This window comes from Phosphitispora fastidiosa (genome assembly GCF_019008365.1).
Classification (GTDB): Bacteria; Bacillota; Thermincolia; order Thermincolales; family UBA2595; genus Phosphitispora; species Phosphitispora fastidiosa.
Genome location: NZ_JAHHUL010000020.1, coordinates 33,787 through 46,753 on the forward strand (window position 1 = coordinate 33,787; position 12,967 = coordinate 46,753).

General features: G+C 46.3%; 15 protein-coding genes. All 15 read left to right on the forward strand.

The annotated features are described in order from the left end of the window. Positions 1-9: 9 nt before the first annotated feature. The 15 genes from Ga0451573_RS15860 to Ga0451573_RS15930 are packed head-to-tail and all read left to right on the forward strand — an operon-like array spanning position 10 to position 12,940. Positions 10-249, forward strand: coding sequence for a flagellar FlbD family protein (locus tag Ga0451573_RS15860; protein ID WP_231685131.1), 240 nt, complete (start codon positions 10-12; stop codon positions 247-249). 14 nt (positions 250-263) lie between these two features. Then, positions 264-770 (forward strand): flagellar basal body-associated FliL family protein, encoded by a 507-nt coding sequence (locus Ga0451573_RS15865; protein ID WP_231685132.1) that lies wholly within the window; start codon positions 264-266, stop codon positions 768-770. Positions 771-797: 27 nt separating this feature from the next. After that, positions 798-1,796: a flagellar motor switch protein FliM gene (fliM, locus tag Ga0451573_RS15870; protein ID WP_231685133.1), complete on the forward strand. Its 999-nt coding sequence runs from the start codon at positions 798-800 to the stop codon at positions 1,794-1,796. Next, positions 1,786-3,024 (forward strand): flagellar motor switch phosphatase FliY, encoded by a 1,239-nt coding sequence (gene fliY / locus Ga0451573_RS15875; protein WP_231685134.1) that lies wholly within the window; start codon positions 1,786-1,788, stop codon positions 3,022-3,024. The genes fliM and fliY overlap by 11 nt, the downstream gene beginning before the upstream one ends. 21 nt (positions 3,025-3,045) lie before the next feature. Then, positions 3,046-3,408 (forward strand): response regulator, encoded by a 363-nt coding sequence (locus Ga0451573_RS15880; protein WP_231685135.1) that lies wholly within the window; start codon positions 3,046-3,048, stop codon positions 3,406-3,408. Positions 3,409-3,435: 27 nt separating this feature from the next. Then, positions 3,436-4,041 carry a flagellar biosynthetic protein FliO gene (gene fliO / locus Ga0451573_RS15885; protein WP_231685136.1) on the forward strand — a complete coding sequence of 202 codons (606 nt, stop codon included), beginning with the start codon at positions 3,436-3,438 and terminating at the stop codon, positions 4,039-4,041. Next, positions 4,034-4,813, forward strand: a complete 780-nt coding sequence (gene fliP, locus Ga0451573_RS15890; RefSeq protein ID WP_231685137.1) for a flagellar type III secretion system pore protein FliP — start codon at positions 4,034-4,036, stop codon at positions 4,811-4,813. The genes fliO and fliP overlap by 8 nt, the downstream gene beginning before the upstream one ends. Positions 4,814-4,826: 13 nt before the next feature. Next, positions 4,827-5,102: a flagellar biosynthesis protein FliQ gene (gene fliQ, locus Ga0451573_RS15895; RefSeq protein ID WP_231685138.1), complete on the forward strand. Its 276-nt coding sequence runs from the start codon at positions 4,827-4,829 to the stop codon at positions 5,100-5,102. 21 nt (positions 5,103-5,123) lie between these two features. Further along, on the forward strand, positions 5,124-5,912 hold the full coding sequence (gene fliR / locus Ga0451573_RS15900) for a flagellar biosynthetic protein FliR (protein ID WP_231685139.1): 789 nt from the start codon (positions 5,124-5,126) through the stop codon (positions 5,910-5,912). Between the two features lie 2 nt (positions 5,913-5,914). After that, on the forward strand, positions 5,915-7,015 hold the full coding sequence (gene flhB / locus Ga0451573_RS15905; protein WP_231685140.1) for a flagellar biosynthesis protein FlhB: 1,101 nt from the start codon (positions 5,915-5,917) through the stop codon (positions 7,013-7,015). A gap of 13 nt (positions 7,016-7,028) precedes the next feature. Further along, a complete protein-coding gene (flhA, locus tag Ga0451573_RS15910) occupies positions 7,029-9,095 on the forward strand; it encodes a flagellar biosynthesis protein FlhA (protein ID WP_231685141.1) in 2,067 nt (688 codons plus the stop codon). Next, a complete protein-coding gene (flhF, locus tag Ga0451573_RS15915) occupies positions 9,095-10,276 on the forward strand; it encodes a flagellar biosynthesis GTPase FlhF (RefSeq protein ID WP_231685142.1) in 1,182 nt (393 codons plus the stop codon). Before flhA ends, flhF begins: the two co-directional genes overlap by 1 nt. Positions 10,277-10,278: 2 nt before the next feature. Next, positions 10,279-11,163 carry a MinD/ParA family protein gene (locus Ga0451573_RS15920; protein ID WP_231685143.1) on the forward strand — a complete coding sequence of 295 codons (885 nt, stop codon included), beginning with the start codon at positions 10,279-10,281 and terminating at the stop codon, positions 11,161-11,163. A 46-nt stretch (positions 11,164-11,209) separates the two neighbouring features. Then, positions 11,210-11,866 (forward strand): flagellar brake protein, encoded by a 657-nt coding sequence (locus Ga0451573_RS15925; protein WP_231685144.1) that lies wholly within the window; start codon positions 11,210-11,212, stop codon positions 11,864-11,866. A 15-nt stretch (positions 11,867-11,881) separates the two neighbouring features. Beyond that, complete coding sequence (locus Ga0451573_RS15930) at positions 11,882-12,940, forward strand: protein-glutamate methylesterase/protein-glutamine glutaminase (protein WP_231685145.1); 1,059 nt, start codon at positions 11,882-11,884, stop codon at positions 12,938-12,940. The last annotated feature ends 27 nt before the right edge of the window (positions 12,941-12,967 follow it).

The window sequence follows — 12,967 nt, forward strand, 5'->3', positions numbered from 1 at the left end:
GGGGTTTGTATGATTAAAGTAATCAGGATGAATGGTTCGGAGCTGGTTATAAACCCTGAACTTATCGAGTTTATTGAGGCTACTCCGGATACGGTGCTTACCCTGACCACCGGGAAAAAATTTGTCCTTAAGGATTCAGTCCAGGAACTGATTGACAAGGTGATGGAATACCGCAAGTCAATCGGCATAACAGTCATTGACCGGGTTTATCCTGAGACTGGTAATTTGGGCGAAACCCATAAAGAATAGGGGGTAGACATTAAATGGCAGATGAAAACAATGAAGTTCAGAAGAACGAGGAGAAGGCTTCTTCAGGTTCGGGGACAGTTAAGCTTGTCATAGCCGGGGTCGCCATTCTTATCCTGTGTGCCGGATTATCCTACGGTGTTGCCATGTATGCTGCCAATACATTTTCCAAAGACGATACACCTAAGGGGGATGGCTATGGCACAGTGAAAAGTGAGACCATTGGCACAACTTATGATGCCGGAGAGTTTATCACCAACCTCGATACTCCTGACAATAATAGGTACATTAAAGTAAAGATTGTGCTGGCATTCCAGGAACCTACCGTTCAGGAAGAGATAGCTGCCAAGCTGCCCCAAATCCAGCACACTATCAACAGTACACTCCGCCAGCAGAGTCCTGACAGCCTTTCCCAGACAAAGGCCATGGAAAAACTGGCAGACCTGCTTAAGAAAAACATCAATACCCACATGGTTAAGGGGAATGTGAACAGTGTTTATTTTACAAGTTTTGTGGTACAGTAAAAGGCTGGTACTGGAGGTGAGAGCAAAGTGAGTGAAATTCTGTCCCAGGACGAAATAGATGCTCTGTTATCGGCTTTGTCCACTGATGAGGCCCGACCGGACCAGACTAAGAAAAAAGATGACTCCCACAAGAAAATCAGAGTATATGATTTTAAAAGGCCCAGCAAGTTTTCCAAGGAGCAGATTCACACTATTCAGGCCATAAACGAAAATTATGCCCGCCTGCTGGCAACGTTTTTTTCGGCACACCTGCGCACAATCGTACAGATTACGGTTCATTCGGTTGAACAGCTGACTTATGATGAGTTCATTCATTCGGTGCCAAACCCTTCCACCCTGAACATATTCCGGGCGGAGCCTCTTGAAGGGAATGCGATACTGGAAATTAATCCTTCGATAGTGTTTACCATAATTGACAGGTTGTTTGGCGGTCCCGGTCAGGCGCCGGAAAGTATCCGTGATCTGACTGATATTGAACGCGTAGTTATTGAAAAAGTAGTTGTCCGCACCCTGGATATATTCCGGGAGGCCTGGGAAAGCATTATCTCCTTAAAACCAAAGCTTGAGGTAATTGAGTCAAACCCGCTTTTCACCCAAATTGTCTCTCCTTCCGAAATGGTGGTCCTGGTTTCATTTAAAACCAGGTTTGGGGAGAATGAAGGCCTGATTAATATGTGTATTCCTTATATTGTTCTGGAACCCATTATTAGCAAGTTATCTGCCCACTTTTGGTTTGCCGGCACAGCAAAGGAGTCCACTCAGGAATCCATTGGGCGCATTAAAGCCCAGATAGAGAAAGCAAACCTGAACCTTACGGCATTGCTGGGAAAGGCTTCAATACATGTCGGGGAGCTGTTGGAATTACAGCCGGGTGATGTTATTATGCTGGATAGTAAAATTAATGACCCTGTCGAGATCATGGTGGGTTCCCGGAAAAAGTACCTGGGGAAGCCCGGAACCCTTGGAAGTAAAATGGCTGTTCAGATTTCGTCAGTAGTTCAGGAAGGAGATGACAATGATGAGTGACGGTGTTCTGTCCCAAGAAGAAATAGATGCCTTATTGAGATCAGATACTCTGGCAAAAGATACCGTTGATGAGGCTCCCGCAGCAGGGACTCCGGTTTCCCTGCAGTCAGAAAATGGCGTTTTGGAGCCCGGGGGTGGGCTTACAGACATGGAGCGGGATGCTGTCGGTGAAGTTGCTAACATTGTTATGGGATCTGCAGCAACTGCACTGTCCACCCTTTTAGGCAGTAAAGTCGAGATTACCACTCCGGTGGTTCAAGTGACAGACCCTGATACATTCAGGCAGGACTATCCATTACCCTATGTGCTGGTTAATGTGGAATATGTTACCGGGCTTAGCGGGGCTAATGTTCTGATTATCCGTGATCAGGATGCCGGCGTGATGGTGGATCTGATGATGGGTGGTGACGGACAATCACCCCCTGCCGAACTCAGTGAGATGCATATCAGTGCAATCAGTGAGGCTATGAATCAGATGATGGGGTCGGCCTCAACCGCGATGTCGACAATAATAAAAGAAAGGGTTGAAATTTCCCCTCCAACTGTTGAGGAGGTTAATTTTGCCACCGATGAGCTCACAGGTACACTTGGTCAAAAGGGCCAGGTGCTGGTAAAGGTATCTTTCAGGATGACAATTGAGGGATTGATAGACAGTGAAATCATGCAGTTAATCCCTCTGGAGTTCGCCCGGAATATGGTCAGAAGTTTAATGGATGAAATGACCGCTCCGGATATGTCGGAGCTAGATAATTTGCTTGATCAGGGGATTACCGGTGTTGATCAAGGCAGCGTTGGTCTTGAATATGCCGCCGCAGCGGCTGAACCGGCTGCAATTCACCAACCGGGAACTTTTGTGCCTGACAGCCAGCAGGCCATGCCTGCCGGAAGGTCAGCAGTCCAATCTCCCCAAGTATCTGTCCAGCCTGTACAGTTTGCTCCTATGCAGTCCGGTTTCCAATCCAGGGAAATTTCCAATATTGACCTGATAATGGATGTGCCGCTGCAGATAACGGTTGAGCTGGGCAAATGCCGCAAGACAATTCGAGAAATACTGGCTTTGGGGCAAGGGTCTGTAGTAGAGCTGGACAAACTTGCCGGTGAACCTGTCGACCTGTTGGTCAATGGCAAATTGCTTGCCAAGGGGGAAGTAGTTGTTATTGATGAAAATTTTGGGATTAGGGTTACAGATATAATTTCGCCAATTGAAAGAGTAACGAATCTACAATAAACAGTGATAAGGAGGACAGTTATGGGAGCGCGTATTCTCATTGTGGATGATGCAGCCTTTATGCGCATGATGATCAAAGATATTCTGACCAAAAACGGTTACCAGATAGTCGGGGAAGCGGAGAATGGCAGTGTGGCAGTTGAAAAATACAAAGAACTTAAACCGGAACTGACTACAATGGATATTACCATGCCGGAAATGGATGGAATCAGCGCTGTCAAGGAAATTCGGGATTTTGACCCCCAGGCCAATATTATCATGTGCAGCGCTATGGGTCAGCAGGCAATGGTAATTGATGCCATTCAGGCTGGAGCCAAGGACTTCATTGTCAAACCCTTTCAGCCGGACCGGGTGTTGGAGGCTGTACGGAAGGCTCTGTCCTAACCCTTTTATAAGAGAGAGGTCAATTTAATGAAGCAATTTTTTACCAGGCTTGTCCTGCCATTTTTCGCTGTCCTAACCTGGTACGCCGTTTTATCGACCGAAAAGGTCTTGGCTGCTTCCAGGGAATTGAATCTGGACAATATTGAAGAGCCCCAGGCTGCTCCGATGCCAAGCATGGCTGTTGTGTTTATTAAACTGGTTCTCAGCCTCCTTATTATTGTAGGTTTGGCATACCTTACAATGAGATTTCTGCGTAAAAGCATGAGGGTATCATCAAGGGGCGAGACAATCAGTGTCCTGGACCAGTATGCTTTTAGTATGAACAAAGGCATTTATATCACACAAATAGCTGGTAAGGTATATGTTCTGGGGGTGACTGACCAAAATATTAATCTCATTTCCGAAATCACTGATGAGGAAGTAATAGGCGAAATGATAGCAAATGCAAAAGCGAGAGAAGCGGAAGGGGTTATTCCGCCAGGCATTCTTGATCAGATTATGCCTTCGCGGATAAACATAACCGGTTCCAGGCAGAAATCATTCAATGAGCATATCAAAAAGCAGATTCAGAGGCTCCAGTCGATTACAGAAAAGCGGGGTAACATTACCCGGGGGGATGACGGTGATGAATAGGTCAGGCGCAATCAAGCGGAATATGATAGTTTTCGCAATAATTCTTACAGCTGCTCTGGTTTTTCTGGCCAGACCCGTCAGCGCTGCTCAGGCGGTGCCGATACCTAACATAAATGTAGGAGTAGGGAATGCGGATAATCCTGCGGAAATGTCTGCCAGCCTGCAGATACTCTTCCTATTGACTATCCTGTCACTGGCGCCGTCGATTCTAATAATGATGACCTCCTTTACCCGAATAATCATAGTACTTTCTTTTATGCGGAGCGCACTGGCTACCCAGCATGCTCCACCCAATCAAATAATCATAGGGATGGCTCTTTTTCTGACATTTTTTGTAATGGCGCCTACCTGGTCACAGATAAACCAGAATGCTCTGCAGCCTTACATGGAGGAAAAAATAGACCAGGAGCAGGCCTTGGGTAATGCAGTAAAACCCCTTAGGGAATTTATGTTTAAACAGACGCGGGAAAAGGATCTGGCCCTATTTGTTAAGCTTTCCGAAAATCCCCGTCCCAAGACTTATGATGATGTTCCGACAATGGTTCTTATTCCATCATTTGTCCTGAGTGAAATGAAAACAGCCTTCCAGATTGGATTCATGCTGTTTATTCCTTTTATTGTCATTGACATGATTGTGGCCAGTTCTCTGATGTCAATGGGCATGATTATGCTGCCACCTATGATGATCTCGATGCCGTTTAAGATTCTCCTGTTTGTCATGGTGGATGGGTGGTATCTGTTGACACGTTCCCTGGTTTTAAGTTTCCAGTGAAAGGGGAAAAAGAATGAGCGCCGACAATATAGTATACCTGGCAAGAGAGGCGTTATTTACAGTTTTATTGGTAGCCTCGCCAATCCTTGGCAGCAGCCTGATAATCGGTATTCTGATTAGTTTCTTTCAGGCCACTACCCACCTTCAGGAACAGACCCTTACGTTTGTGCCGAAGATTATCGCTGTTCTGGCAGTTGTAGTGTTTTTCGGTTCCTGGATGCTTAATGTAATGTTGGCATATATGTCAAATGTCTTTATTAACCTGAATAATTTCATAGTTATAAAATAACTCCGAAAGTAGGGCATATTTGTGGAAATTCTGGGACAAATAGCCTCAAATATAGATTTATTCCTGATGGTTTTGGCAAGAGTCAGCGGTATCTTTATCGCAGCCCCCGTATTCAGCAACAGAGTAATGCCAGGTCAGGCAAGGGCTCTGATGACAATGATTTTATCGGTAATCATGTTCTCCGGTCTTCAGCCGACAGCTCCGGTTATTCCGGTACAGATAGGCCCATTTGCGCTATACCTGGCCGGTGAAATCATTATCGGGCTGATAATAGGTTTAGTAGCTCAGTTTGTCTTCTCGGCCGTTCAGTTTGCCGGCCAGAATATCGACTTTATGATGGGTTACAGTATTGTCAATGTTGTTGACCCCCTTAACCAGACCCAGGCATCACTGATAGGCTCCTTCAAAAACATACTTGCACTCCTGGTGTTCCTGGTTACCAATAGTCATCACTATGTAATTGTTGCTCTTTATAAGAGCTATGATAAAATACCCATATTTGGCCTTACAGTTCCTCCGGAAGCGACAAATTTCATGATAGACTTATTTGGAACTATGCTGGTTACCGGTTTAAAACTGGCGATGCCGGTAATGGGCGCTATATTTGTAACTGAAGTTGCTCTGGGGATGGTAGCCAGGATGATGCCTCAGATGCCGGTTTTCTTCGTCGGGATACCTGCAAAAATATTTATTGGAGCGATAATGATTACAATAATTCTTCCCGTATATGTTATTGCTTTGGAACTCCTGTTTGAGGGCAACTATCAGGATACCCTCAAAATGCTGCAAATTCTGGGTAAAGAGGTTTAGGGATGGAAGAGCTGCGTTTACGCTGTTTTACAATTGATCTGCAGCTATTTGCAGAAAAGACCGAAAAGCCTACCGCCAAAAGGAGACAGGAGGCAGCGAAGAAAGGGCAGATTGCAAACAGCGCCGAGGTAAACTCTGTTTTAGTCCTGTTGGTGGGTTTTCTGGGTGTAAAGTTTCTGGCTCCCCAATTTGCCGACGGGTGGGCAGTATTAACCTCAGATCTCTTCAAGATGTTTGGTCAGAAGGACTTTATGGTTGACTACAGGATTCTACAGAGTATTCTAATGATGGCGTTGGTTTTTTCGGCAAAGATACTGGTCCCTATTGTGGGCGGCTGTCTGGTAGCCGGAACGGCTGCTTCGGTTATCCAGACCGGGTTCCGGTTTGATATAACCTCCGTCAAATTTGACCTGAATAATATTGACCCGGTTCAGGGTGTTAAGCGAATATTTTCCCTGCAGTCCCTTGCCGAGCTGGTGAAATCAATCCTCAAGGTACTGCTGGTAGGTTATATCGCCTACAATGAAATAATGAAAGAGTTTATGAATTTCTCCGGTCTGAGTGATATGAGTATCAGGGCTTCGGCAGCATTTATTGGGACAGTGGCCTTGCGAGTGGTTTTCAAGATAATCCTCTGGCTGGTAATCATAGCAATACTTGATTATATGTTTCAGAAGTGGCGCAATGAAAAGAAAATGATGATGGAAAAACATGAAGTCAAGGAAGAACACAAGCAGGCGGAAGGTGATCCGCAAATTAAGGGCAAGATCAAGCAAAAGCAGAGACAGATGTCTATGATGCGGATGATGCAGGCCCTGCCTAAGGCAGATGTAGTTATCACCAACCCCACACACTTTGCCGTTGCCCTGCAGTATGACCCGGAAACGATGTCTGCTCCCACGGTTATTGCCAAGGGTCAGGACAGGATAGCTCTTAAAATCCGGGAAACTGCCAAAGAACATGACATTGTGATAGTGGAGAACAAGCCCTTGGCCCAGTCACTTTACTTTGGGGCTGAGATAGGGGACGTGGTTCCTGCCGACCTCTATCAGGCAGTTGCAGAAGTCCTGGCTTTTGTGTATAAGCTTAAGGGAAAGATCTAGGAGGAGGACCTAAATGGCAGTACAGCAGGTTGCGCTATCCAAAATCACAAAGTACAGTGACATATTTGTAGCAGCCGCAGTCATTGGCATGGTGGTTATGATGGTAATTCCCATCCCCACCGTACTGTTGGACCTTTTCCTGACTGTAAATATCACACTGGCCCTGATTGTGCTGCTGGTCAGCATGTACAATAATGAGCCGCTGCAATTTTCATCTTTTCCGTCTCTTTTGCTGATTATGACGATATTCAGGCTTTCCCTTAATGTCAGTTCAACAAGACTGGTGCTGCTCAATGGGTTTGCCGGAAAGATTATTGAGAAATTCGGGCTCTTTGTTATCGGGGGCAACCCGGTGGTAGGTTTTGTCATTTTTCTGATCCTTGTGGTCATTCAGTTTATTGTAATTACCAAAGGCGCCGAGAGGGTCTCTGAAGTTGCTGCCAGGTTTACCCTTGATGCCATGCCGGGAAAACAGATGAGTATAGATGCCGACCTCAATGCAGGTCTGATTACCGACCGGGAGGCTGTTGAAAGACGGGAAAGGATTCAGAAGGAGGCGGATTTCTATGGAGCCATGGATGGTGCCTCTAAGTTTATCAAGGGTGATGCCATTGCCGGGATTGTTATCGTAATCATTAATATTATCGGAGGATTTGCCATCGGAGTTTTACAGAGGGGAATGCCCCTCACAGATGCCATGAACACTTATACCATTTTGACGGTGGGTGATGGATTGGTTTCCCAGATACCGGCCCTGCTGATATCTACGGCGACCGGTATTACCGTGACTAGGGCCGCATCTTCTGAAATAAGCCTTGGTCAGGAATTGTCAATACAGCTGACGAGCCGTCCCCGGGTACTGGCTATTGCAGCAGGCGCCCTTGCTACCCTGGGCCTTTTGGGGCTGCCACCGGTGCCGTTCTTTATCCTTGCGGGAATTATGGCGGTAGGCGCCTATTCCATGAAGAAAATTCAGGATGAGCAGAAGGTTAAGCTGCAGGAAATGGAACAGGAAGAAGAAGTTGAGGAAATTAAAAAACCGGAAAATGTTATGTCACTATTACAGGTTGATGTGTTTGAAATAGAGATGGGCTATTCCCTCATTCCACTGGTAGATGCCAATCAGGGCGGGGACCTCCTTGACAGGGTGGTTATGATTAGGAGGCAGTGTGCACTGGAACTGGGTATTGTCCTGCCGCCAATCCGGATGAGGGATAACATGCAGTTAAAGCCCAATAGTTATGTGTTTAAAATAAAAGGTGTAGAGGCGGCAGACGGAGAAATCATGCCTGACCAGTATCTTGCCATGAGCTCTGGACTTACCGAGAATGGCATAAAGGGGATAGACACTGTCGAACCTGCCTTTGGACTGCCGGCCAAATGGATACCACCCGACTTGCGGGAACAGGCAGAGCTTGCCGGATATACTGTTGTTGACCCATCTTCAGTTATCGCTACACACCTCACCGAGGTTATCAAGAGCCATGCTCATGAGGTATTCGGCAGGCAGGATGTGCAAAACCTGCTCGACCATGTAAAGAAAACACATCCGGCAGTTGTCGAAGAAATTGTCCCCAGCCTGCTGACTCTTGGTGAGATACAAAAAGTTCTGGCAGGACTGCTGGCCGAAAGGGTCCCTATCAGGGATCTGGTCACAATTCTGGAGACACTTGCCGATCATGCCAGAGCGACAAAAGACACCGATATGCTCATAGAATACGTGAGACAGGCGCTGGCGCGTACCATCGTAAAACAGTACACCGATTCGGGTGATACACTCCATGTTATTACCCTTGACCCAGGTGTTGAACAGACAGTCAGGGATTCCATCCAGACAACTGATCACGGCTCATACATTGCCTTGGACCCTGATAATGCTAAGATGATATTTAACAGCCTTGCGGCAAACGTGGAAAGCGCGTCCCGAAATGGTTACCAGCCAATAATACTGTGTGCCCCGGTTGTCAGAATCTATTTTAAAAAACTGACTGAAAAGATGATTCCCGAACTGGTGGTGCTCTCATATAACGAGCTTGAAGGCAGAATAAATGTTCAGTCTCTAGGGGTGGTGAGTACTTAGTGCGCGTTAAGAGATATGTTGCCGAAACACTGCAGGATGCAATGCTTAAGGTGAAAATGGATATGGGTAAGGATGCTGTTATTCTGCATACAAGGAAGTTCAAGGAGGGAGGATTTTTCGGGTTCTTTGGCAAGGTCAGGTTTGAAGTAACTGCAGCAGTAGAGGAAGCCCGACCGGCTCAGAATCCGGCGCCTGCCGGTAAACCGGCTCAGGATATGCCGGGGATGCAGGGAAAAATGGGAACGGGCAGGATGACTGCCATAACCATGGAAGAGCCTGCCGAAACCAGCGAGGAAGAGCATGACCTGCATGAGGAACTTCAGGAAATGAAGGATATGCTGAGTGAAGTCATGAATCAGATAGATATGGCACAGGATATCAAGAGTTTGCCCAAACCGGTGCAGAGGTTCCACCAGATATTGACCGATAATGATGTTGATGACAGATTGACCAAAAAAATGCTGCAAAACATCCTGAAACAGATTCCACGTGAAGAAATCGGCAATAGTGAAATCATCAGGAAGTCATTGGAGAAACAGGTCCTTCGCTTGTTGAAAAAGCCCAGACCGGTTTCCTTCAAGAGACAGGCTCTTGGTCAACAGTCGATTGTTCTGGTAGGACCGACCGGGGTAGGGAAAACAACAACCATTGCGAAGCTGGCAGCGACTTTTTCCATCATTGATCAGAAAAAGGTTGCTCTGATAACTGCTGATACCTACCGGGTAGCGGCTGTTGAGCAATTAAAGACCTATGGTGAGATAATCGGCATCCCGGTTGATGTGGTCTATACTCCCCAGGAGCTTCAGAAAGCAATCGCCAGGCATACAGATAAAGATCTGGTCCTGATTGATACAGCGGGGCGGAGTCACAAAAACGATGAACAGATGAGTGAACTGAGAACGTTTCTGGAGATAGCGGAACCATCTGATGTTTTTTTGGTCTTAAGCGCTACAACCCGTTACAGGGATATGATGGATATTGTCAACAGCTATGGTGATATTCCTGTTTCCAGGCTGGTGTTCACCAAGTTGGACGAGACGTCAACTTATGGACCTATTCTAAATGTTGTCAGCAGTACTCAGAAGCACCTGTCTTATGTAACAGTTGGGCAAAACGTTCCTGATGATATAGAAATAGCGGATCCCAGCAAAATAGCCAATATGATTATGAGGGAGAGATAGCCATGCGTGACCAGGCCGAAAAACTTCGCGTATTGGCCAGAAACCTTAAGAATCAGGTTGAGTGTGAAATTAAGGGGACCCAGAAAAAAACCCGGATTATCACAGTGACAAGCGGTAAAGGCGGGGTTGGTAAGACTAATTTCACCATCAACTTTGCCCTGGCTCTGATGTCTTACGGGCAAAGGGTTTTAATTCTTGATGCAGATCTGGGTTTAGCCAATATTGATGTTGTGCTGGGGATCAATCCCAAGTACACTCTTTATAATGTTTTAAAAGGCGAAAAGGATATCCAGGACATTATCCTGCCTGGACCCCAGGGACTCCAAATTATTGCCGGGGGCTCCGGGATGCAGGAACTGGCCAATCTGAGAAGATGGCAGGTAGAACAGTTTATTGCCAAACTTGAGGAACTGGAAGGAATTGCAGATATATTGATAATCGATACTGCTGCAGGACTTTCCAGAAATGTAATGAGCTTTGTGCTTGCCGCAGATGAGGTAATTGTGATAACGACCCCTGAGCCGACAGCCATCACCGATGCTTACGGTCTGGTAAAGGCCATGACTTCCAAAAGGAAGCACGGGGTAGTTCATCTGGTAGTAAATAAAGTGGAAGATGCTCAGGAGGCAGACATTACTGCCAGTAAACTGAAGATCGTTGCTGAAAAATTTCTTAAGCTCAACATCGGTCATTTGGGGTTTATTTTGGATGACCCCAGTGTCTCTAAGGCAGTAAAGAGCCAGGAACCGTTTCTCCTGAAATACCCCAAGTCGGCTGCAGCAGAATGTATTTTGCGCCTGGCAGCCCAGATGCTGGAACAGGAGTTGCAGCCGGAACCCGCGGGTGTGAAGGCCTTTTTTGGAAAGATTGCCAAACTTTTCGGCTAGTAATTTTCGGCTAGTAAATGGAAGTTTTCGGAAGGAAGTGAAAGAATTGGGCTCGTTTGACCCCATAAAAATAAACCAGCCCATTGAACTGGAGCTGCCCAATGATTCATTGAAACAGTACCGGAGCAGGGTAAAGAGCTTGTCTGAGGAAAGAATGGTAGTGATTGTGCCGGTTAAAGGCAGTTCGCGGGTGGCTATGGATCATGGCCAAAAAGTAAAGGTTATTTATACTGACAGCACTGCAGTATATGTGTTTTTTACTACGGTTGTCTCTCTGGCAAACGATGATGCCGAAACGGTAACACTGGGTAAGCCGTATGACATAAGGAAAATTCAAAGAAGGAACTTTGTCAGGCTTGATACACGGGTAAAGGTATTGGTTTATAAGCTCGACAACAGGTTTGAGCGTAAGGGGAACGTGCTTGAGGGCGTTTCTGTGGATATCAGCGGTGGTGGGATGATGTTTATGTGTGATGAGGTTCTCAGCTGCGGAGATGTTCTGGATGCAGAAGTGTTCCTGAGACAAAACGATAAGGTCAGAGCTATCGGCAGGGTTGTCAGGTTCACGGAAAACCCTCCGAAAACCAGGATGAAATACTCAGTGGGGTTTGAGTTCACAGTAATTGAGGAATCAGAGAGAGATAAAATAATCAGGTTCATCTTTAATCAGCAGAGGGAATTAAGAAGAAAGGGACTTCTTTAGAGGTGGTACGGCTTGATGAGTGGAAGACATCGGGTTCTTGTTGTAGATGATTCTTCATTTATGCGGAGATTTATCACTGACATTTTACATAGTGATGACACCCTTGAGGTAGTAGCAACAGCAGTTAATGGTGTTGAAGCCCTAAAAAAGGTATCGGAATTGAGACCTGATGTTATTACCCTGGATATTGAGATGCCTGAAATGGACGGCCTTACAGCGCTTAATGAAATCATGGTAAAATGCCCTGTGCCGGTAATTATGCTGAGCAACAGGACCAGGGTGGGAGCAGAGGCCACAATAAAGGCTCTTGAACTTGGGGCTTTGGATTTTGTGGCCAAACCTTCGGGTAATATTTCTCTTGACCTGGACAAGGTCAAGGATGAACTGATCCTGAAAGTAAAAGCTGCAGCCCGGGCCGATATAAGGTCAATTCGCAGTGCAGCTTCGCAATGGAATGCAGATTATGGCAGGAAGGTTAAAATTGAAAGCCAATCCGCTGCTGGAAAGACTCCGCTGCGAATAGTTGCCATTGGGGCATCTACCGGAGGTCCAAGAGCGCTCCAGGCTGTCTTCTCACAGCTGCCCCAAAACTTACCGGCTGCAATAGCTGTGACTCAGCATATGTCGCCGGGTTTTACGGAATCGTTGGCACAGCGCCTTAACAGTATTTCTGAGTTTGAGGTTTCAGAGGCCAGGGATGGCGATGAACTAATTGCCGGGAGGGCTTTAATTGCCCCTGGTGACCGGCATATGAAAATCAAGCGGCTTGATGACCGTTTTTATATAACCCTGAGTGATGAACCACCTGTGGATGGACTAAGACCTTCTATTGATCTGATGATGGACTCACTGGTTGAGTGCAGTGTGCCTCTCCTGGGGGTACTGCTTACCGGAATGGGACAGGATGGGGTGGCCGGGTTAAAAAAGATCAGGGAAAGAAATGGCTGTACAATTGTAGAAGATGAGTCAACCTGTGTAATCTACGGGATGCCCAGGGCGGCAATTGAGAACAGGTGTGTTGATATTGTAGCGCCGATATACCGGATTGCACAGGAGATTATGAATAATATTTAAAAAATGACTGACATGCTGGAGGTGAAG

What these genes read in the sequence shown, in the direction of transcription:
- Ga0451573_RS15860 (WP_231685131.1), top strand. Translation starts at nt 10, where the DNA reads ATGATTAAAGTAATCAGGATGAATGGTTCGGAGCTGGTTATAAACCCT.
- Ga0451573_RS15865 (WP_231685132.1), top strand. Translation starts at nt 264, where the DNA reads ATGGCAGATGAAAACAATGAAGTTCAGAAGAACGAGGAGAAGGCTTCT.
- fliY (WP_231685134.1), top strand. Translation starts at nt 1,786, where the DNA reads ATGATGAGTGACGGTGTTCTGTCCCAAGAAGAAATAGATGCCTTATTG.
- Ga0451573_RS15880 (WP_231685135.1), top strand. Translation starts at nt 3,046, where the DNA reads ATGGGAGCGCGTATTCTCATTGTGGATGATGCAGCCTTTATGCGCATG.
- fliO (WP_231685136.1), top strand. Translation starts at nt 3,436, where the DNA reads ATGAAGCAATTTTTTACCAGGCTTGTCCTGCCATTTTTCGCTGTCCTA.
- fliP (WP_231685137.1), top strand. Translation starts at nt 4,034, where the DNA reads ATGAATAGGTCAGGCGCAATCAAGCGGAATATGATAGTTTTCGCAATA.
- fliQ (WP_231685138.1), top strand. Translation starts at nt 4,827, where the DNA reads ATGAGCGCCGACAATATAGTATACCTGGCAAGAGAGGCGTTATTTACA.
- flhB (WP_231685140.1), top strand. Translation starts at nt 5,915, where the DNA reads ATGGAAGAGCTGCGTTTACGCTGTTTTACAATTGATCTGCAGCTATTT.
- flhA (WP_231685141.1), top strand. Translation starts at nt 7,029, where the DNA reads ATGGCAGTACAGCAGGTTGCGCTATCCAAAATCACAAAGTACAGTGAC.
- Ga0451573_RS15920 (WP_231685143.1), top strand. Translation starts at nt 10,279, where the DNA reads ATGCGTGACCAGGCCGAAAAACTTCGCGTATTGGCCAGAAACCTTAAG.
- Ga0451573_RS15930 (WP_231685145.1), top strand. Translation starts at nt 11,882, where the DNA reads ATGAGTGGAAGACATCGGGTTCTTGTTGTAGATGATTCTTCATTTATG.